At 71.5% G+C, this 20,045-nt stretch carries 16 protein-coding genes and 1 pseudogene; 8 read left to right on the top strand and 9 right to left on the bottom strand.

Translation table 11 applies throughout. The features are described 5' to 3' along the window. Positions 1-311 precede the first annotated feature (311 nt). Positions 312-1,331 carry a glycoside hydrolase family protein gene (locus Van01_RS15795; RefSeq protein WP_204007561.1) on the top strand — a complete coding sequence of 340 codons (1,020 nt, stop codon included), beginning with the start codon at positions 312-314 and terminating at the stop codon, positions 1,329-1,331. A gap of 52 nt (positions 1,332-1,383) precedes the next feature. Here the strand turns inward: Van01_RS15795 and Van01_RS15790 are convergent, their stop codons facing one another. The 5 genes from Van01_RS15790 to Van01_RS15770 all read right to left on the bottom strand — a co-directional run bounded on the left by Van01_RS15790 (position 1,384) and on the right by Van01_RS15770 (position 9,359). Further along, positions 1,384-2,004, bottom strand: a complete 621-nt coding sequence (locus Van01_RS15790) for a DUF1775 domain-containing protein (RefSeq protein WP_204007560.1) — start codon at positions 2,002-2,004, stop codon at positions 1,384-1,386. Continuing rightward, the gene (locus tag Van01_RS15785) at positions 2,001-3,782 is read right to left on the bottom strand and encodes a copper resistance CopC/CopD family protein (RefSeq protein ID WP_204007557.1); all 1,782 of its coding nucleotides are present in this window, start codon (positions 3,780-3,782) and stop codon (positions 2,001-2,003) included. The genes Van01_RS15790 and Van01_RS15785 overlap by 4 nt, the downstream gene beginning before the upstream one ends. A 43-nt stretch (positions 3,783-3,825) precedes the next feature. Further along, positions 3,826-4,533: a YcnI family copper-binding membrane protein gene (locus tag Van01_RS15780; RefSeq protein ID WP_204007555.1), complete on the bottom strand. Its 708-nt coding sequence runs from the start codon at positions 4,531-4,533 to the stop codon at positions 3,826-3,828. A 264-nt stretch (positions 4,534-4,797) separates the two neighbouring features. After that, a complete protein-coding gene (locus Van01_RS15775) occupies positions 4,798-8,166 on the bottom strand; it encodes an endo-1,4-beta-xylanase (protein WP_204007553.1) in 3,369 nt (1,122 codons plus the stop codon). A 179-nt stretch (positions 8,167-8,345) separates the two neighbouring features. After that, positions 8,346-9,359 (bottom strand): GlxA family transcriptional regulator, encoded by a 1,014-nt coding sequence (locus tag Van01_RS15770; protein ID WP_204007550.1) that lies wholly within the window; start codon positions 9,357-9,359, stop codon positions 8,346-8,348. A gap of 70 nt (positions 9,360-9,429) precedes the next feature. Between Van01_RS15770 and Van01_RS15765 the strand changes: the two genes are divergently transcribed. Then, positions 9,430-10,701: an APC family permease gene (locus tag Van01_RS15765; RefSeq protein WP_204007548.1), complete on the top strand. Its 1,272-nt coding sequence runs from the start codon at positions 9,430-9,432 to the stop codon at positions 10,699-10,701. Positions 10,702-10,976: 275 nt separating this feature from the next. Further along, positions 10,977-12,614 (top strand): ribosomal protection-like ABC-F family protein, encoded by a 1,638-nt coding sequence (abc-f, locus tag Van01_RS15760; protein ID WP_204007547.1) that lies wholly within the window; start codon positions 10,977-10,979, stop codon positions 12,612-12,614. A gap of 7 nt (positions 12,615-12,621) precedes the next feature. Here the strand turns inward: abc-f and Van01_RS15755 are convergent, their stop codons facing one another. Continuing rightward, entirely contained in the window at positions 12,622-13,152 is a 531-nt protein-coding gene (locus Van01_RS15755; RefSeq protein ID WP_204007545.1) for a GNAT family N-acetyltransferase, read from the bottom strand. A gap of 80 nt (positions 13,153-13,232) precedes the next feature. Between Van01_RS15755 and Van01_RS33645 the strand changes: the two are divergent. From Van01_RS33645 to Van01_RS15740, 4 genes and pseudogenes are all read left to right on the top strand, one after another. After that, positions 13,233-13,418: pseudogene (locus Van01_RS33645) on the top strand (TetR/AcrR family transcriptional regulator); the annotation flags it as partial. A gap of 33 nt (positions 13,419-13,451) precedes the next feature. After that, the gene (locus tag Van01_RS15750; RefSeq protein WP_308442398.1) at positions 13,452-13,937 is read left to right on the top strand and encodes a hypothetical protein; all 486 of its coding nucleotides are present in this window, start codon (positions 13,452-13,454) and stop codon (positions 13,935-13,937) included. A gap of 144 nt (positions 13,938-14,081) precedes the next feature. Beyond that, a complete protein-coding gene (locus Van01_RS15745) occupies positions 14,082-14,996 on the top strand; it encodes an ABC transporter ATP-binding protein (protein ID WP_204007543.1) in 915 nt (304 codons plus the stop codon). Next, a complete protein-coding gene (locus tag Van01_RS15740) occupies positions 14,996-16,657 on the top strand; it encodes an ABC transporter permease (RefSeq protein ID WP_204007542.1) in 1,662 nt (553 codons plus the stop codon). The genes Van01_RS15745 and Van01_RS15740 overlap by 1 nt, the downstream gene beginning before the upstream one ends. Positions 16,658-16,662: 5 nt before the next feature. On the opposite strand, the gene Van01_RS15735 is transcribed toward Van01_RS15740, so the two are convergent. Further along, positions 16,663-17,247, bottom strand: coding sequence for a nucleosidase (locus Van01_RS15735; RefSeq protein ID WP_204007540.1), 585 nt, complete (start codon positions 17,245-17,247; stop codon positions 16,663-16,665). A gap of 94 nt (positions 17,248-17,341) precedes the next feature. On the opposite strand from Van01_RS15735, the gene Van01_RS15730 reads away from it, so the two are divergent. Then, a complete protein-coding gene (locus Van01_RS15730) occupies positions 17,342-18,418 on the top strand; it encodes a PIN domain-containing protein (protein WP_204007538.1) in 1,077 nt (358 codons plus the stop codon). A gap of 40 nt (positions 18,419-18,458) precedes the next feature. Here Van01_RS15730 and Van01_RS15725 read toward each other — a convergent pair whose 3' ends face one another. After that, on the bottom strand, positions 18,459-19,226 hold the full coding sequence (locus Van01_RS15725) for an ABC transporter permease (RefSeq protein WP_204007536.1): 768 nt from the start codon (positions 19,224-19,226) through the stop codon (positions 18,459-18,461). Next, on the bottom strand, positions 19,223-19,963 hold the full coding sequence (locus Van01_RS15720; RefSeq protein WP_204007534.1) for an ABC transporter ATP-binding protein: 741 nt from the start codon (positions 19,961-19,963) through the stop codon (positions 19,223-19,225). The genes Van01_RS15725 and Van01_RS15720 overlap by 4 nt, the downstream gene beginning before the upstream one ends. Positions 19,964-20,045 lie beyond the last annotated feature (82 nt).

Here is a 20,045-nt window from a genome sequence, read left to right as displayed (position 1 = left end):
TACGTTGGTGTGAAATCCTGCGACCCGCCGCGGCCCGCCGTCAACCCCCGTCGACGGAAAATTTCTCTCGAAAGTCGGCGTGATAATTCGTATTAGCGCCTTGACCGAGGCCGCCACCGACCGCAGACTCATCGATCACAAGCGCTGCTCCCTCATGGAGCCCGATCTCACGCACGGTCACCGGCAATCGTTGCGGCGACCGCCGTCCACGCCTGCCACCACCGACCTGTCAGTCCCACCCGGCAGTGCGGTCTCACCACCGTCCCCAGCTCCGCCATCGACGAGCGTCCCACTCACGATCGGAGATCCGCATGACCGACAGATCCCTACCCGGACCCGCCGCGCTGAGCCGTCGCGGCCTGCTGCGCGGCGCGGCCCTGCTCGGCACCGCCACGGCCGCCGGAACCGCGCTCGGCGGTGCTCTCGCCGCCGGTCCCGCCCTCGCCGGCCCGGCCGGATTCCCCAGCTACCGGTACGTCCGCGACGCGTTCGCCGGCCCGCTGGCCTACAACCCCACCGGCGAAATGATCTTTCCCTGTGTGCGTGGGGTCTACGACAAGATCTCCGGGGCCCGGGGGCGGTACTACCTCTACTACGCCCCGCACGACGCGCCCGGCGGCATCTGCCTGGCCTACGCCGACCGGCTCGAAGGCCCCTACACCGAGCACCCCGGCAACCCGATAGTCGACCGGGTGCTGCCCACCACCACGGTCAGCCACGTCTCCTCACCGCACGTGGTGTGGAACGCCCCCACCAGGGAGTTCTTCCTCTACTTCCACGGGGAGAACTTCACCACCCGGGTGGCCCGGTCCCGTGACGGCATCACCTTCACCAACGAGACGCCGATCCTGAGCACGCGCCTGGTGCCGAACACCACCGAGACCTCGTACGCCCGGGTCTTCGAGCACGCCGTCGCCGGGAAGAACAACAGGTACGTCATGCTCTTCATGGGCGCGCACACAGTCGGCCCCGGCACCCGCAAGATCTTCTGGGGCTGGTCGCCGAACGGCTGGGACCAGTGGCAGTTCGCCCCGAACCCGCTGATCTCGCCCGCCGGTGACGGGCTGACCGACATCTCCAGCCCGCACCTGCTCCACCGCAACGGCACCAGCTATGTCGCCTACCACGGCAACGACGGGCGGATCCGGCTCACCGAGGTCGGCAACAACTTCGACCGGGAGGTGCACCTCGGGGTCTTCCACGCACCGATCGCCTCGGACAACGGTCGGGTCGCCGCGCCCGCCTTCGGCACCGACGGCGGCGTCTCGTACATGATCTACGAGGCCGGCCCCCGGCTCGACGCCCGCATCTGCATCGCCCAGGCTGTCTGACCGGTGCGGGGCGATCGTCCCGCACCGGCCAGATCGGGTCCGCTCCGGCTGGTCACTGCCGTCGGACGGTGGCGAACCCGGCGACGGCCGCGGCGGCGACGAAGCCGATGACCACAGCCGACGCCTGACCCAGGGTGGCACCGCCGCCCTGGGTACGGTCCGCGTCGCCGGCCGCGACCGGTGGCGCGGAGCTTGCCTCCGGCGGTGCGGCGAGCACGGCGTTTGTGACGATCAGCCGCGGTGCCGGATGCTCGCTGTCGGCGGTGATGTAGATCCAGTCGTACGAGCCGCCGTCGGCGCATCGTTGCAGCACCGGGAAATGGAGCATGTCGCCGGCCCGGGCCACGATCCGGGTGGTGACCCCCACCTCGGCGGTGTCCCGGCCGGCTCCGGTGAACGTGACGCGGTCACCGGCGACCGAGGCGGTCCAGCCGTCCGGTGGCACGGTGTCGGACGCGGTCACCCCGTCCGGCAGGGCGACGACCAGTTCGGTCGTGGGCGAGTCGTCGCAACTGTGGTCGAAGCTGAACGTCAACGTGGTCGTACCGTCACCGTTCGGCTGTGCCCGCGCGACCTCGACGTGAGCGGCAGCCGGTACCGCACCGAGCAGCAGATATCCGACGAAGCCGGCCGTCGCCACGCCGACCGTCCTGATCCATCGCCGCGGCGTCACCGGACGTCCACGGTGAAGCGGGCGATCGGATTCTCGTACTTGGAGGTCCGCACGCTGGCCTGCACCACCCACGAGCCGGCGAGGGGCAGGTCGATGACGGCCTCGTACCGGCCGGGGCCGGTACGCGCCACCGTCCGCTCCAGTGGGCCGATGTCCATCGCCGGCAGCAGCACCGTCAGCTTCGGGTCCGTCACCGGGACCACCGGCTGACCGGCGGCGTCGACAAGTTCAAGTTCCATCGAGTTCACTCCTACCTGTCCGGGGGTGAACCGGGCGACCGCGCGACCCGGACCCAGCGGTGTCTCCACCACGAGCGGGCCGCTGCCGGCGTCGGCCACCGGCCGGGGCGCCGCCTCGACGACCGGGCTCTGCGTGACCAGGAACCCGGTTGCGACGACGACACCGACGAGCAGCGCGGCCTCCGCCCGGACGCTACGACGCAGCAGCCGCCACGCCACGGCGGAGCCCTCGTCCCGCTCGGCGGCGACGACGCGCGGCACGAGGCGGTAGCGGTTGTGGGCGGCGACGACGAGAACCACGACGGTCAGCCCGACCTTCGTCAGCAGCGCCACCCCGTACGAGGTGGCCCAGAGCGCTTCCCAGGACCGCAGGATGAGCCAGCTGAGCAGCAGGCCGGCGGCGCCGAGCAGGCCGACGAGGACGGCGGCGGTACGGGAGAACGCGGACACCGTGCGAACGGCCGCGTCGGCTCCCAGGTCGGCCGAGCGGACCAGCGCCCAGGGCAGTGCCACCAACCCGCCCAGCCACACCCCGGCGGTGGTGACGTGCAGGACGTCGGCCGGGACGACCAGCCAGGCCGGACCGAAGGTGCGGGTGTGCCCGACCAGAGCGACAGCCCCCCAGGCGAGGGCGACACCGGCAAACGCCAGAGCGGCCAGCACGGCGTGTCGAGCCGGTCGGCCGTTGGCGACCGTGGACTCCACATCCGTCGTCGCCTCGCCTACTGCGCCCACCGGCGGCGGTGTCTCGACGACACCGGGCTCTCGGAGCGGTGTCCCGGCGGTCGCCGTGGCCCACAGTGCGACGCCCAGCCCGAGGACGACCAGCACCGAACTCAGCGCCTCCTCCGACCGCAGACCGGTCAGCCACCGGGCCCCGTCGATGAGTCCGGTCATCTCGCCACCGTCCTGCCAGGCGGGCACGGCAGGCACCAGCACCAGCCGGGCCAGCACGGTCAGACCCGCCGACCAGCCGGCGAGCCGCAGCAGCCGACGTCGCAGGACCGGTGCCTCGGCGCGGAGCAGCACGAGCAGGAAGACCAGCAGGCCGGCGCTGACCAGCAGGCCCAGATAGGCCACCGCCTCGGCCGCCTGGCGCAGGACGTTCAGCGCGCCGCTCGGACGGCTTTCCGGCACCACCACGGCCGCGCTGCTCGGCGCGCCGACGGCAAAGCTGAACCCGCCGGAGACGGGGTGGCTGTCCGCCGAGATCACCCGGAACGCCACGATGTAGGTGCCGTCGGCAAGATCCGGTGGGATGGCCAGGACCACTGTGGTGTCCACCGACCGACTGTCGGTGGCCAGTTCGTCGCCTGCCGCATCGAGTAGTCGGACGCCGCCGGGGCGTACCGTCACCGGCTCGTTGAACGTCAGTGTCACCTCGGCCGGGACGGTGGCCAGCACGGCACCGTCGGCCGGGTCGGTGCCCAGCAGCACCGCGTGCGCGGCGGCCGGCGTCGCTGGCGCGACAGCGGCCAGCAGGCCGAGCAGCGCGGCGAGCGCGGCGACCCACGCCCGCCGCGCTCGCCGACCCGGCACCGACCACGTGCCACGCGACCTCACCCGCAAGGTCGCCCGCCCGTCAGGCGGCCTTGCGGGTACGCAGCAGCGCCAGCCCGCCCGCCACCAGGCCCAGCGCACCGAGCACCAGGGCGATCCAACTGACCACGCCGGTGCCGCCGGCGGGCTCGTCGGTGGTCTGCGACACCTGCTGTACGGCCGCCTCCTCGACGCCGGCGTCGGCCTTCGCGGTCAGCACGAACGTCGGTGCCGGGTACTCCAACTCGTCGGGGTCCTGACCGGCGGCGGCCATCTCCACCCACGGCGTCTCACCCTGCTCGCAGGTCTGTACGGCCGGGAAGGCAAGCGTCTCGCCGGCGGCGTCCGGCAGTTTCAACGACAGCTCGAAGGTGTCCCGCAGATCGGCCGGCAGCGGCGTCTTCGCGGTGTATACCACCTCGGTGACCCGCTGCGTGATCTCGTTGCCGTGGCTGTCCTTGACCGGCGGGTTCAGCTCCGCCATCACCTTCTGCACTGTCCAGTTCGAGTTCACCGTCGGCGTGACCGAGATGATCTGCTCCGGGATCTTGATGGACACCTTCGTGGTGGCCGACGTGTCGCAGCCGTGCGGCACCCCGAACGTCAGGACGGTGTAGGAACCCGCCGTGGTGACCGACGGACTGACTGTGACGTGCGCGGCGGCCGGCGCTCCGGTGAGCGCCACCGCTGCGGCGGTGAAGAGCCCGAGGGCGCCGACCTGCGCGACCCTGCGACGTCTGAGAACCATCATGGGACAACCTTTCCGGAGGGCGGCCGGCGACCTGCGCGGCACGTCACATTCACGTGGTCGGCTGTCGACCATCCGAAGTTCCCGCCCGGGCCCCCATCCCACGATGCGGGCGAGGCGCCCGGCTGCCGGGGTCAGGTCACCTCCGGCGGCCGGACCCGGACATGCCGGTGGCGGCCACCGCCCTGAACGAGCGATGGCCGCCACCGGTCCTACTCACCGGCTCGACCCGGTCGGCATGGTCAGCCGACCAGGTCCCGCCGGGTGTCACAGGTTGGCGCAGTACCCGATGCTGAAGGTGCTGGCGCCGGCGGCCAGGGTCCGGTTCCAGTCGACTCCTCGGATGCGGTAGCTGCCGTCGGCCAGCCGCTCCCGCTTGAAGTTCCAGGCGTTGTAGACCTCGCCCTCCAGATCGACCACGGCGGTCCACTCCACGGCCTTGTCGCCGGTGTTGGTGGCGGTGATGGTCGCGCAGTAGCCACCGCCGCTGTCGGAGTTCCAGCGGGCGATCCGCTCCATCGTGATCTCCACGTTGGAGCCGGCGACCAGCCGGCCCACACCCCAGCGGGCGGTGGTCTGGTAGCCCTCGCCGTTCTGCTCGGCCCAGTTGCGGATCGACGTGCGGGCGCCGTCGGAGGCGTCGTTGACCTGGAAGTCCAGGCCGTGGAACGTGCCGAGGCCACCGTATTCGAGCAGGCTGATCGCCGCCTCGACGGTGTAGCCGGTCCCGGTCCGCACGGCCGCGCTCTCCAGCCGCCCGGCCTGGAACGCCTCGTCACCGGTACCGAACGAGACGACGTTGTCGGCGTTGATCCGGATCTGGGTGTCGTCGTAGCGGAACGGACCGTTCTTGACGTTGCCGGCGTCGACGTAGATCTCGACCGAGTCCTGGGTCCACGGGTCGGAGCCGGAGACGTCCACCACCGGGTCGGTGACCTCGGCCAGCACGTACAGCGTCTGGCCCCGCCACAGGGTGCGCACGTTCGCGGTCGCACCGTCGGTGCCGGAGACCTGCTTGGTGGTGGTGACCGAGGCGGCCTGGGACCAGACGGCGTCCACGGCACCGTCGATGACCGGCGCGCTGGCCGTCTCGCGGACCTGCAGATACGACAGTTCCTCCACCAGGCTCAGGGTGCCGACGGCACCCGGAGTGTTCCAGCCGGAGGTGGTGCCGTTGTCGGTCACCCGTACGTCGAAGGTGCGGGTCTGGCCCTCGGCGGCATCGGTGAGCGGCAGGTGGGCGACCAGGTGGTAGCCACCGTCCCGCTCGGCCGCCACGGCCGGCACGTCGCCGCTGCCGTCGCGGGAGACCTGGTAGGTCTCCTCACCCAGGGCGAAGGCGACCCGGTCCTCGCCGGAGACCGAGGCGTCGTCGACGGTGACGTACGCGGTCAGATGATCCGGCGCCCAGCGCAGTTGGAACCGCGCCGTGTCCTCGATCGGGTGCAGTGGCAGCTTGCGCCAGGTCAGGTCCTTCGGCGCGGCGGCCGTGATCGCCACGTCACCGGCGAAGACGTTCGCGGTACGCAGGCGCGCCGGCAGGTCGCCGTCCACCGCGCCGTAGTAGGCGGGCTTGGCCCGCAGGTTGTCGTCGAACAGCAGCGGCGCGTTGGCCGACCGCCACGAACGGCCGTCGGTGAGACCCCAGACCGTGACGGCGAACAGGTCCTCGGTGTGCTCCCGGAAGATCCGGAAGGCGTCCCGGTAGAAGTAGCCCTGCTCGATCAGCCGTGCCTGGGTCACCGGCGTGCCGGTGGTGACGTCGAGTTCGGTGACGGCCTGGGTCAGCGGCAGCTCCGCGAACGCGTCCAACGTGGTCTCCAGGCTGCTGACCGGCGTGGCCAGCGAGACGTGGAACTGGTGACCCACCCCGTCGATCGGCACGTCGCGGTCGACAAGTCGCTGCACCAGCGCCCGGTAGCGGGCCTGCTTACCACTCTGCTCGGTGTTGTAGTCGTTGATGAACAGGGTGACCGGGTCGCTGCCGGCTACGGCGTGGACATCGTTGAACGCCTCGTGCGCGTACTCGAACGACAGGTCGATGAAGCTCTCGCCGAGGATCCGGTACCACTCGCTGCGGCGCAGGCCGTCGGCGTACTCACCGCTGTCGCTGATGACCTCGTTGACCACGTCCCAGGCGTACAACGGGTTGGTGGGGGAGCCGAACGGACCGTAGCGGTCGGACAGTGATTCGGCGACGTTGAAGATGTGGGTCCGCAGCCGGTCGCGCAGCACCTGCTGGTCTGCCGCGGACGTGGTCAGCGGCTGGCCGTCCGCGTCCTGGAAGAACCAGGCCGGGGTCTGGCTGTGCCACACCAGCACGTGGCCGTAGACCCGCAGGTCGTTGTCGCGGGCGAAGTCCATCACCGTGAGCGCCTGCTCGTGCGGTCGGAAGGTGCGCTCCTCGTCGTACCAGGCCTCGGGCTTTATGTGGTTCTCGTGCGTGACCTGGTTGAAGTGCCGGTTCAGCAGTTCGGCGGCGCCGCCCACCGTCTCCCGGGCGTCGATCGCCACGCCGACCGGGAAGTCGGCGGTCTCGTGGATGCCGGTGAGGTCCTCGATGACCGGCGGCTCGGGCACCCGTACGACGATGTCGTCGACAAGGAAGTCGCTGGTGTTGCCGGCCACGTCCGCGCCCTGCCAGCGGGTCTCGAAGTAGAGCAGCGCCTCGTCCGAGGCCGGCATGGTGAACCGGGCGCTCACCTCGGTCCAGCCGGTGTTGGTGATGGACTCGAACTGGGCGAGGGTGCTGAACGACTGGCTGCCGCCGGAGGTGCTGGCCAGGCTGAGCCAGATCTGGTCGGTCGGCTGGCCTTCGGCGAACCGCAGCCAGGCACTGAACTCGTAGGTGACGCCCGCCTCGAACAGGCCGGCCACGTCCCGCCCGAGCCCGGCGCCCTGGTTGACCCGGTCGGTGACCAGCGCCGCGGCGGACCCGCTGTGCGCGACCCCGCTGACCTCGACGGTCGGGGCGCCCGGACCGCTGTCGCGCGGGCCCCAGCCGTCCAACCCGTCCTCGAAGTCGGTGTCGATGACGACGGTGCCGGGCTCGGGCCCGCCCGGTCCGCTGTCCGGGGCGGTGATCAGCACGTCGTCCAGGAGGATCGGGGTGCTCTCCGCCGCCTCGACGTAGAGCGTGGCGGCGCTGAGCCCGTCGGGCATCGTGTAGGTACCGCCGATCTGTACCCAACTGTCGGCGGTGGTGGGGACGTCCCCACCGATCCAGGTGTAGGTGTTGTCGCCACCGGCGGCCGGGGTCGCCTCGACGGTGAAGTGCACGCCGGCGGTGCCCTCGGTGCCGGCCGGCAGCTTCACCCAGGCGGTGACCGAGTACTGCGTGCCGGGTCGGAACAGCGCCGTCGCGCTCGTCGCCGGGCCCTGCCAGTTCGCCGTGCGGCCGGTGACCGACAGGCTGCTGTCGCTCTCGTGTCCCTCGTCGGTGATGGCGAGAGTGACGTCACCGCGCGGTCCCCACGGGGTGAACGATCCGGACTCGAAATCGTTGGCGAGGATGACCTCCGCGGCGGCGGCCGGCGGGGGCGCCACGGCGATCGTCGTCACCAGGGCGGCCGAGCAGAGCAGGGCGAGGGTTCGGGACCGGCGTCGTGATCGATGGGAGAGGCTCCAGAAATGCATCGGTGTCCCTCTATGTAGAATCGGTGCTGGCGGGTGTGTCTGACGCGTACCTTCGGACGGATTTAAGCGCGTGCATGCTATGTCGAGACCGCCGCTCTGACCAGAACTTCCGGAAGTTTCCGGTAACGACGCGACGCCGTGTGGCACGGGTCAGGGCGGCCTCGGCCCTGCTGCTTCCGCTACCGCTGTGGTTGCCTGGCGGACCCCTGCGGCACCACGGCGCGGGCTGAGGTGCCGGCCCGGTACCGGAAGACGTGCCGGTACGTCTGCGGCGTCATTCCGCTGACTCGGCCGAAGTGCTGGCGCAGGTTGGCGCCGCTGCCGAAGCCGGTGCGGTGGGCGATCCGCTCCACCGGGTCCTCGGTGGTCTCCAGCAGCTCCTGCGCCAACCGGACCCGCTGCTCCAACAGCCACTGCAACGGCGTGGTGCCGAGGGCGTCGCGGAACCGGCGGGCCAGGGTGCGCGGACTCAGATTGGCCGCGCGAGCCAGGTCGGCCACCGACAGCGGCCGGTCCAGGTGGTGCCGAGCCCACTCCAGCACCGGACTCAGGTCGGCAGGGGAAACGCCGCGCACCGGCGGTGCCGGATACTGGGTGTGGTCGGCGCCCCGCTGCGGTGCCACCACCATCCGCCGGGCCACCTCGTTGGCCACCGCGGCACCGTGGTCCTGTCGCACCAGGTGCAGGCACAGATCGATGGCGGCGGCCGTACCCGCCGAGGTGAAGATGTTCCCCTCCGCCACGTACAGCACCCGGGGGTCGAGGTCGACGAGCGGGAACCGGCCGGCGAAGTCCTGCGCGTTCATCCAGTGCGTGGTGGCGCGGCGACCGTCGAGCAGACCGGCCGCGGCGATCAGGTACGCGCCGGTGCAGATGCCGACGATGCGGCTGCCCCGGGCGTACGCGGCGCGCAACGCCTCGACCAGCTCCGCCGGGGGATCGATCTGGGTCGGCCGGGCACAACCGGGCACCAGCACGGTGTCGGCCTCGACCAGATCGTCCAAGCCGTACGGGGTGTCGAGCCAGGAACCGCCCGTGGTCCGGAGCGGACCCGGCTCGGCCGCGCAGAGACGCAGCTCGTACCACGGGTCGATGATGTCCCGCCGGTCGGTGCCGAACACCTCCTGCGGGACCGCCAGCTCGAAGATCGGCAGGTTGTCGGTCACCGCCACCGCGACGACGTGCGGACGCATGGCAGAAATCTAACGCAGCTCGGCGTCAATCCGGCTGTCCCGGCCGGCCGGCAGGTACGACCGTGATCACATGACTCAGACCCGTGCCAAGCCGGTGACCGGCGGGCGGCTCACCGCCGCCCAGGGCACCGCCCTCTACGTCGGCGCCGTACTGGGTACCGGAGTGATCGCGCTGCCCGCGTTGGCGGCCGAGACCGCCGGACCCGCCTCGCTGCTCGCCTGGCTGCTGCTCGTGATCGTCTCCGCTCCGCTGGCGGCCACGTTCGCCGCGCTCGGCGCCCGCCACCCGGACGCGGGTGGCGTCTCGACGTACGCCCGAATGGCCTTCGGACCGCGGGCGGCGGCAGTGGTGGGCTGGTGTTTCTTCTTCGCGATACCACCGGGCGCCTCCGCGGCGGCGCTGTTCGGCGCCGCCTACGTCGAGGCGGCGGTCGGCGGCGGCACGCTCACCGTCGCGGTCACCGCCGTGCTGCTGATGGTCGCGGTGACCGTCACCAACCACTCCGGTGTCCAACTCGCCGGGCGGGTCCAGCTCGCACTCGCCGGGGTGCTCGTCGCGTTCCTGCTGCTGGCGGTGCTGCTGTCGCTGCCGCATGCGGACGCCGCGAACTTCGCTCCCTTCGCCCCGCACGGCCTGACGGCCGTCGGCCCTGCGGCGGCGCTGCTGATGTGGAGCTTCGTCGGCTGGGAGGCGATCACCCACCTGACCGGCGAGTTCCGCCGTCCGGAGCGGGACATTCCCCGGGCCACCGCGGCAGCGGTCGTCGTGGTCGGCGCGCTGTACCTGGCGGTGGCCTTCGCGACAGTCGCCGTGCTCGGCTCGGCGGCGGCCGGGTCCTCGGCACCGCTTGGCGAGTTGTTCGCGGTCGCGCTCGGCGGGGACGCCCGCTGGTTGGTCGCCGGGGCGGCGCTGCTGCTGACCTTCGGCGCGATGAACGCCTACTACGCCGGCGCGGCGAAGCTCGGCGCGGCGCTCGGCCGCGACGGGGCCCTGCCCGGCTGGCTCGCCCGGGGCAGCGTCGCCGGCGAGGTGCCCCGCCGCAGTCTCGTCGTCATCGCCACCCTTGCCTTCCTGGCGCTGGGGGCGGTACTGGTCACCGGGCTCGGCACCCGCCCGCTGGTGCTGCTCGCCACCGGTTCCTTCATCACCGTCTACGTCATAGGTGTCGCGGCGGCGCTGCGGCTGCTGCCCCGCCGCAGCGCGGCCTGGTACGCCGCCGCCGCGACCATCGGCGTGGTGCTGGTCCTCCTGGCCATGACCGGCGTCTACCTGCTCTGGCCGGTGGCGGTGACCGGGGCTGCGCTGCTCTATCTCCGGGTGCGCGGCCCGAGCCGCGCCTGATCGGCGCCGCGTACCTGACAGACGCGCACCACCCGCCGGGATTCGGGGCTCGGCGGGTGGGTGCGGTTCGGTGCCGGAGGGATCGGGGCTTGCTACGCTTGGCCCAGCGGATCAACCGCGCGGTACGCAGCGAGGAGCGCGACATGCTTTCGGGGGACGACGACATCTCGGGGTGAGCAGCCCCGCCACCATGCTGGTGGCCTGTCGTGTCGTGGCCCTGTCTGCTGACCGGGACGCCTGTGGCGTTCCCGGCTTTCCCTCCGAGGTCTCCTGCGATGTCCGACGTCTGCGTCGTCTGCACCAACCTGTCCTTTTCCTGGCCCGACGACACCCAGGTGTTCCGGGACCTGTCCTTCACCGTGCCGCCGGGTCGCACCGGCCTGGTCGCGCCGAACGGCGCCGGCAAGTCGACACTGCTGCGCCTGATCGCCGGTGACCTCGTACCCACCGGCGGTGGCGTGATGGTCGAGGGGGTGCTCGGCTACCTGCCACAGAACCTTCCGCTGACCGGTGACCTGACCGTGGCGGAGGTGCTGGGGGTCGCCCCGGCACTTACCGCGTTGCGAGCGATTGAGGCCGGTGACGCCAGCGAGGAGAACTTCGCCGCCGTCGGTGACGACTGGGACGTCGAGGAGCGCAGCCACGCCGAACTCGACAGGTTGGGGCTGGGCGAGGTGGCGTTGGATCGTCGCCTGGACACCCTCAGCGGTGGGCAGGCGGTCTCCCTCGGCCTGGCCGCGCAACTGCTCCGGCGTCCGGACGTGCTGCTGCTCGACGAGCCGACGAACAACCTCGACATCGACGCCCGACACCGGTTGTACGCGGTGCTGGAGAGCTGGTCCGGGTGCCTGCTGCTGGTCAGCCACGACCGGATGCTGCTGGACCGGATGGACCGGATCGCCGAACTCGACGGCGGGCAGCTGCGCCTGTACGGCGGGAACTTCACCGCGTACGAGGAGGCGTCACGGGCCGCCCGGGAGCTGGCGGAGCGCCAGGTCCGCAGCGCCGAGCTGGAGGTCAAGCGGGAGAAGCGGGAGATGCAGCAGGCCCGCGAACGCGCCGAGCGGCGGGCCGGTAACGCTGCCCGCAACCTCGGTAACGCGGGCCTGGCCCGCATCGTCGCCGGTGGGCTCAAGCGCAGCGCCCAGGAGTCGGCGGGGCGGGCCCAGCAGGCCCACGCCAGCCGGGTCGGCGACGCCCAGGCGCGGCTCGACGAGGCCGGCCGGGCGCTGCGGGAGGATCAGACGCTGGCGTTGGAGCTGCCGGAGACCGACGTCCCGGCCGGCCGGACCCTGGTCGAGGGGCAACGGATGCAGGTGCGGTACGGCAACCGGACGCTGTTCGCCGGAGAGGGCGTCGACCTGACCATCCGGGGACCGGAACGGATCGCGTTGACCGGCCCCAACGGCGTCGGCAAGTCCACACTGCTGCGGCTGTTGCTCGGCGACCTGGATCCGCAGGGCGGTCAGGTGCGGCGGGCCGACGGCCGGGTGGCGTACCTGTCGCAGCGGTTGGACCTGCTCGACGCGGACCGTACCGTGCTGGACAACCTCACCGCGTACGCCCCGCAGCGCCAGCAGTCGGAGCGGATGAATCTGCTGGCCCGGTTCCTGTTCCGGGGGGCCCGCGCCCAGTTGCCGGTCGGCGTCCTCTCCGGCGGAGAGCTGCTGCGCGCCACCCTGGCCTGCGTCCTGTACGCCCAGCCGGCACCGCACCTGCTGCTGCTCGACGAGCCCACGAACAACCTCGACCTGGTGAGCGTGGGCCAGCTGGAGAACGCGTTGAACGCGTACCGGGGCGCGTTCGTGGTGGTCAGCCACGACGAACGGTTCCTGCGCGACATCGGCGTGAACAGGTGGCTGCGCCTCGACGGCAGCGGCCTGCGCGAGATCCCCGCCCCCGAGCCCGACTGAGTTTCAGCTACTGGCCGGGCCGCCCCTGACCTGGGCCGTCTCCGGCGGGCAGCACGAAACGGCGCAGGGTGACCTCCGAGCCGTCCGGCGCATTCCACCTGGCGGTCTCGGTGGCCACGTGTCGCCAGCCCTCGCGTTCGTACAGCGCGACGGCTGGTGACCGGACCTGGTCGACGACCTCCAGGGCCAGATCGAGGTGCTGCTCCGCCGCCCATCGCCGCGCCTGCCGGAGCAGGTAGGCACCGACCCGACGGCGGCGGAAGGTGGGTGCGACGAACAGCCGAGCGACCTCGGCCGTGGGACGGCCGGGAGCGCCGTGTCCGGCTGGCGGGGTGCGGTGGACGGCGAGGTGCCCCGCCAGGCCACCGTCACGGGTCTCGGTAACCCACGCCCGCCACAGCTCCGGTGGGCACAACCAGCGGGTCGGATCGTCCGGCCAGTTCAGCGGATAGCCGTCGACGCGGTGCACCTCGGCCAGCAGGTCGACGCATCCGGGCAGGTCGGCCGGCTGGCGTTCGCGGATGGTGAGCGAGGTCATCAGGTCATTCTCCGGCGTCTCGCAGGATTGCGGCGAGGGAGGGCTTGCCGGGTGATTGAACAAGTGTTTAATCTGGTGTCGTGACGTCCTTGGGCGGTGGTTCGGGGGAGCGCGATGGCGAGACGGCCACCGCGAGCCGCATCCGGGACGCCGCCATCGCGCGATTCGCCCGCGACGGCTTCCGGGCCGGGTTGCGTACCATCGCCGCCGACGCCGGGGTCACCGCCGGTCTGATCGTTCACCACTTCGGCTCGAAGGACGGGCTGCGCCGCGCCTGCGACGAGCAGGTGCTGGAGTTCATGCGCCGGGAGAAGGAGAAGGCGCTCACCGACGGCACCGGGACGATGCTGCTGGCGCAGATGGCCCAGGTCGAGCAGTTCGCGCCGATGGTGCAGTACCTGCTGCGCAGCATGCAGGCCGGCGGGCAACTGGCGGCCCAGCTGATCGAGCACATGATCGGCGACGCCGAGGCGTACCTGTCGGCGGGGGAGGCGGCCGGGGTGGTGCGGCCCAGCCGTGACCGGGCAGCCCGCACCCGTTACCTGGCCTACCAGGCGACCGGCAGCATGCTGCTCTGGTTCACCCTGCACGGCGCCGACGCGGAGCCGGAGAAGTTCCCCGTCCTGTTCCGCCGCTACATGGAGGAACTCGCCCTGCCGGCGCTGGAGCTGTTCACCGAAGGGCTGCTCGTCGACCGGTCGATGCTCGACGAATACCTGATGTACGTGCCGGATCCGCCGTCGACCCCGGACAACGCCGCCGACTCCGACGGTACGGCGAGCTGACCGCCACCACGCCACGGCGTGGCCCACTCATCCGCGAACCATCGCGCACCACACCGGATCTCCGCGAGGCGCTGCCCGGATCCGTGTGATCGACCACATCTCATCCCGGCATCGCCCGGGGCTACCTCGAACGAGGTCACCACCATGACTGCTGCCATCGACATCCAGCACCTCCACAAGTCCTTCGGCCGGGTCCGGGCACTCGACGGACTCGACCTGCGGGTCGACGCCGGCACCGTGCACGGCTTCCTCGGCCCCAACGGCGCCGGCAAGTCCACCACCATCCGGATCCTGCTCGGGCTGCTGCGCGCCGACGCCGGCCAGGTTCGGCTGCTCGGCGGTGACCCCTGGGCCGACGCGGTCGCCCTGCACCGGCGGCTCGCCTACGTGCCCGGCGACGTGGAGCTGTGGCCCAACCTCACCGGCGGCGAGGCGATCGACCTGTTCGCCCGGCTGCGCGGTGGCACCGATCCGGTCCGCCGCGACGAGCTGTGCCAGCGCTTCGACCTGGACCCGAGCAAGAAGGGCCGTACCTACTCCAAGGGCAACCGGCAGAAGGTGGCGCTCATCGCGGCCCTGGCCAGCGACGTCGAACTGCTCCTGCTCGACGAGCCCACCGCCGGGCTGGACCCGTTGATGGAGGCGGTGTTCCAGGAGTGCATCCGCGAGGTCAAGGACGCCGGGCGTACCGTGCTGCTGTCCAGCCACATCCTCGCCCAGGTCGAGGTGCTCGCCGACCAGATCTCGATCATCCGGCAGGGCAGGATCGTCGAGACCGGTTCACTCACCGAGCTGCGCCACCTGACGCGTACCTCGGTCGAGGCCGTCACCGACCGGCCGGCCGACGGCCTCGCCAACCTGGCCGGAGTGCACGGGCTGCGCACCGACGGCGACCAGGTCCGCTTCGAGGTCGACGGCGACCAGCTCGCCGTCGTGGTACGCGAACTCGGTGACCTCGGTGTGCAGGGGCTGACCGTCCGGCCGCCCACGCTGGAGCAGCTCCTGCTGCGCCACTACGGTGACCGGCTCGTCCGCAACGGCACGGCGGAGGTGGCGTGATGGCCACGACGACGCTCGACCGCGCCGCACCGGCCGGCACCGGCACGGGTACCGCAGTAAACGGGACCGGCAATCTGCTGCGGTTCATGCTGCGCCGCGACCGGATCCGGCTGCCTGCCTGGACGCTCGGCCTGCCGTTGCTGATGACGTACTTCGCCGCCGCCCTGGACACCATCGCGCAGACTCCGGAGGACCTGGCGGGGCTCACCGTCTTCACCAGCAGCCCCGCCGGAGCCCTGTTCGGCGGACCGGGCTTCGGCTTCGACGACCTGACGATCGAACGCTTCCTCGCCGGCCAGTACGGCCTCTACATTCTGCTCGGCGCCGGCCTGATGGGCCTGCTCACAGTGGTCCGGCACACCCGGACCGAGGAGCGGACCGGTCGGGCCGAGCTGGTCCGCGCCAACGTGGTCGGTCGGCACGCCCAACTGACCGCCGCACTGACCCTCACCACCGTCATGGCGGCGCTTGTCGCGCTGCTGATCGGCGCGATGATGACCAGTCGCGGCTTCGACGCCGGCGGGTCGATGGTGTTCGGCGCGTCCGTCGGCGCGGTGGCCCTGACCTTCGCCGGCATCGCCGCGGTCACCGTCCAGCTGTCGGAGTACCCACGGGCCGCCTCCGGCATGGCCGGTGCGGCGCTCGGTGCGGCCTTCGTGCTGCGTGGCCTCGGTGACATGGCGGCGGTGCAGGGCAACGGTCCGTCCTGGCTGTCCTGGCTGTCGCCGATCGGCTGGTCCCAGCAGACCGCCGCGTACGTCCACGACCGCTGGTGGCCGCTGGCCGTATCGCTGGCGTTCGCGGCGGCGACCGCCGCCACCGGCTACCTCCTGTCGGCGCGTCGCGACTTCGGTGCCGGCCTGGTGCCGCCCCGTCCGGGCTCGCCACGGGCGGCGAGCTGGCTGGCCGGGCCGTTCGCGTTTGCCTTCCGGCTGCACCGGGCGAGCCTGATCGGCTGGAGCGCGGCGCTGCTGGTGGCGGGGGTGGCCTACGGCTCGTTCACCCAGCCGCTGCTCGACGGCTTCGAGAACGCACCCGAGGACCTGGTGGAGGTCATGGGCGGTGGTTCGGGTGACCTGCTCGCCGGTTATCTCGGCATGATGGGCCTGACCATGGCGCTCGTCGTCGGCGTCTACGCGGTAATCGCGGTGCAGTCGCTGCGCGCCGAGGAGACCGAGGGACGGGCCGAGCCGGTGCTGGCCACCTCGGTCAGCCGGACCGGCTGGCTCGGCAGCCACATCGCCGTCGTGGCGCTCGGCGTACCGTGGCTGCTGCTGGTCGCCGGTGTGGGCATGGGGATCGGCGCGGCGGCGAGCACCGGCGACCCGGGTCTGCTCGGTGACCTGCTGGTCGGCCACCTCGCGCACACCCCGGCGGTCTGGCTGGTCCTTTCCGCCGCCGCCCTGCTCTACGCGGCGGCACCGAGGACGCTGCCGGTGATCTGGGTGCTGCTCGGTTACGGGCTGATCGCCGGCTACTTCGCCCCGATCCTGGAGCTCCCCGAGGGTGTGTTGCGGCTGTCGCCCTTCGAACACGTGGGGGAGTATCCGCTGGAGGAGGTCAGCGTGGTCGCGGTCGGGGTGCTGACCGTCCTCGCCGGTGCCCTCGCTCAGGCTGCCGTGGCCGTTTTCCGTCGGCGCGACCTGGCCGGCGGCGCCTGACACCGTCAGTGGTGCGGGGCAGCCGGGAGGTTGTCCCGCACCCAGTCGGCGAGCAGTCGGGCGCAACCGTCCACCGATTCCTTCCAGGTGCGGTCCGCGCCGGCTCCGGCCTCGTCGCTTACCTGCTTCACCACCCGGACCGGTACGCCGAACGCGTGCGCCGTCGACGCGACCGCGTACCCCTCCATGTCCACCAGGTGGGCGCGGCGGCCCAGGGCCGCGCGGGCGTCGTCGTCGGCGATGAACTGGTCCCCAGTGGCCAGGGTCGGGCCGTCTCCGAGGGCCAGCGGCGCGCCGACGGTCTGGCCGGTGAGCCGACGGATGAAGTCGGTGTCCAGGTCGTGCTGGAGGACGGCGCCGACCTCGTGGGTGCCGGTCCAGCCCGGGTGCAGGGCACCCGCGGTGCCGAGGTTGACGAGTACCGACGGCGCCGGGAAGCGGGCCAGCGTCGCCGCGACGGCGGCCGCCGCGTTGACCTTCCCCATCCCGGTGAGCAGCACCGGCAGCTCCACGTCGAGGTACGCGGCCTCTTCGGCAATGGCCAGGACGAGCAGCGGACGGTCCGGGCTGATCGTGCCGCGAAGATCCATCGGGCGATGGTAGCCGCTGTCCGTGACGACAAGCGTCGGCGCGGTGCCACCGGCACCCGGCCCGGCGGTGCCCACACCGACGTACCCTGCCCAGGTGGAGCATGAAGACCGGATCGCCCTGTTTCTGGACTACGAGAACCTGGCGCTGGGGGTGCGCGACCACCACGGCGGGACGACGTTCGACTTCCGGCCGATCGCCGACGCGCTCGCCGAGCGCGGGCGGGTGGTGGTGCGACGGGCGTACGCCGACTGGTCGTACTTCGACGAGGACCGGCGGATGCTGACCCGCTCGCACGTCGAGCTGATCGAGATTCCGCAGCGGATGGGTGCCACCCGGAAGAACGCCGCCGACATCAAGATGGCCGTCGACGCGGTCGAGTTGGCCTTCGAACGCGGCTACATCTCCACATTCGTCCTGTGTACCGGCGACAGCGACTTCACGCCGCTGGTGCACAAGCTCCGCGAACTCAACAAGCAGGTGATCGGTGTGGGGGTGGAGAAGTCCACCTCGGCCCTGCTGCCGCCGGCCTGTGACGAGTTCCTCTTCTACGACCGGTTGGTGGGCGTCGACATCCTGCCGACGCGAGGGCGGCGGACCCGACCGGCCCGGCTGCCCGAACCGGAGCCGCAGCCCGTCGAGCCGGTGGAGATCGAGGTGTCGCCGACCGAGGAGCCGGCCCGCGACGCCGACGCGCTCGCCGTCCTCGTCGCACAGACCGTCGCGGGTCTGCAGGGCAGCTCCGGCGGGGAGGTGACCGCGTCGCGGTTGAAGCGGACCCTGCTGCGCAAGGATCCCACCTTCAGCGAGTCCGACCACGGGTTCCGCACCTTCGGCGAACTGCTGCGCCACCTCGCCGACCTGCGGGTGATCGAGCTTGCGGAAGGCCCGGCCAAGGGCGACCCGGAGGTCTCCCTGCCGGAACACGGCGACCGGGAGTCGGCGTTCGCGCTGCTCGGTTCGGTGGTACGCGATCTCGGCGGCGAGACCGGCGAGGTGGCCCTGTCCGGTCTGAAAAACCAGCTCCGGCGGGTACGCCCGGACTTCAGCGAGAAGAAGCTGGGCTACCGCGGCTTCCTCCAGTTCTGCAAGGCCGCCGCCACGGAAGGGGCGGTGGGCCTGCGATGGAGCACCGAGGCGGACGACTACCTGCTCACCGCCGAGCCGTCCTGACCAGGTGGGGACGGGCCGGGTAGGGCCGCGCCGGGGCCGGTCATTCCCAGCGGAACAGCAGGCCCGCGACCACGGCTCCGACGACGATCGTCGCGCCGAGGCCGACCAGGTGCGCCGCCGACACCGTCGCGCCGGCCCAGGCGGACGACAGCGCCTCGACGGCCGCGCCGAACGGTAGCCAACCGCCGAGCTCGGCGAGCGGCTCGGGCAGGGCGTCGCGGCCGCCGAACATGCCACCGAGGGCGCCGAGGACGAAGAAGGCGACAAGACCGATGGCGACTGCGGAGTTGGGGGTGGGCGCGACCGCCGCGACGATCATGCCGGTGCTGTACATCGCTGCCATCGCCAACCCGACCACGCCGATGGCGACGCCGAGATCGGCGGGCGGGCTGGCGCCGAAGGCCAGGAACGCGACGATCAGCGCGGCCGTGATGCCGACGAGCGACTGGAGCACACTGACGACGGCCTGGGCGGCGAGGACCATGGCCGGTGACGCGGGGGTGACCCCGAGCCGACGGAGGATCCCGGAACGCCTGTAGTAGGCGAGGAAACTCGGCATGTTGATGATCCCGATGATCGAGATGACCATCGTGAACACGAGCGGCAGCACGTAGAGGTCCAGCGCGGTACGTCCGTTGGCGACGACCGTCCCGCTCGCGGCGGAGGCGCTGGTCAACATGATCAGCAACGGCAGGCAGAGCGGGACCACCAGCCCGGCGGTGTCCCGGACGACCATCTTCGCCTCGCACCCGATGAGGGTGACCAGGGAGCGCAGCCCCGGGCGACGGGCCTCGACGAGCGTGTTCATGCGGGTTCTTCCTCCAGTTGCCTGCCGGTGAGCGCGACGAACGCGTCGTCGAGGGTGGCGGTGCCGGCGCGCGCCACCAGGCCCGCCGGGGTGTCGAGCGCGATGACCCGTCCGGCGTCGAGCACCGCGACGCGGTCGCAGAGCCGCTCGACCTCCTCCATGGTGTGGCTGACGAGCAGCACGCTCACCCCCTCGGATCTGAGGTGCTCGACCGTGTGCCACATCCGGCGGCGGGCCTTCGGGTCGAGGCCGGTGGTCAGTTCGTCGAGGATCACCATCCGGGGCCGACCGGCGATGGCGAGGGCGATGGAGAGCCGCTGCTGCTGGCCGCCGGAGAGCTTGTCGAAGCTGGTCCGGCGCTGTTCGGTCAGCTCGACCATGTCGAGCAGTTCGTCGGTCGGGCGGGGATCGGGATAGAAGCTTCGGTAGAGATCGACAAGTTCGGTGACCCGTAGCGCGTGATGCAGGTACGCCTGCTGCAACTGCACGCCGAGGACCTGCCGCAGTCGTGCCCGGTCGCGGCGCGGGTCGAGGCCGAGCACGCGTACCCACCCCCGATCGGGTACGCGTAGCCCGGCGATCATCTCGACAGTCGTCGTCTTGCCCGCGCCGTTGGCGCCCACCACACCTACCGCCTCGCCGACCTCGACCCGCAGACTCACGTCGACGACCGCCCGGGTGCTGCGGTAGCTCTTGGCGAGGTTTTCGGCGAGGATCGCCGGTTCGGTGCTGGTCATGCCTTGACGCTACGAACGGTTCGGGCCCGTGTCGTGTCCCGAAAGTCACCATCCGCGGGCATTACTTTCGGCACAGGTGACT

Source organism: Micromonospora andamanensis, assembly GCF_016863495.1.
GTDB classification, from domain to species: Bacteria; Actinomycetota; Actinomycetes; order Mycobacteriales; family Micromonosporaceae; genus Micromonospora; species Micromonospora andamanensis.
Note: the sequence above shows the minus strand (reverse complement) of the source record. Positions and strands in the feature narration are given on the sequence as shown.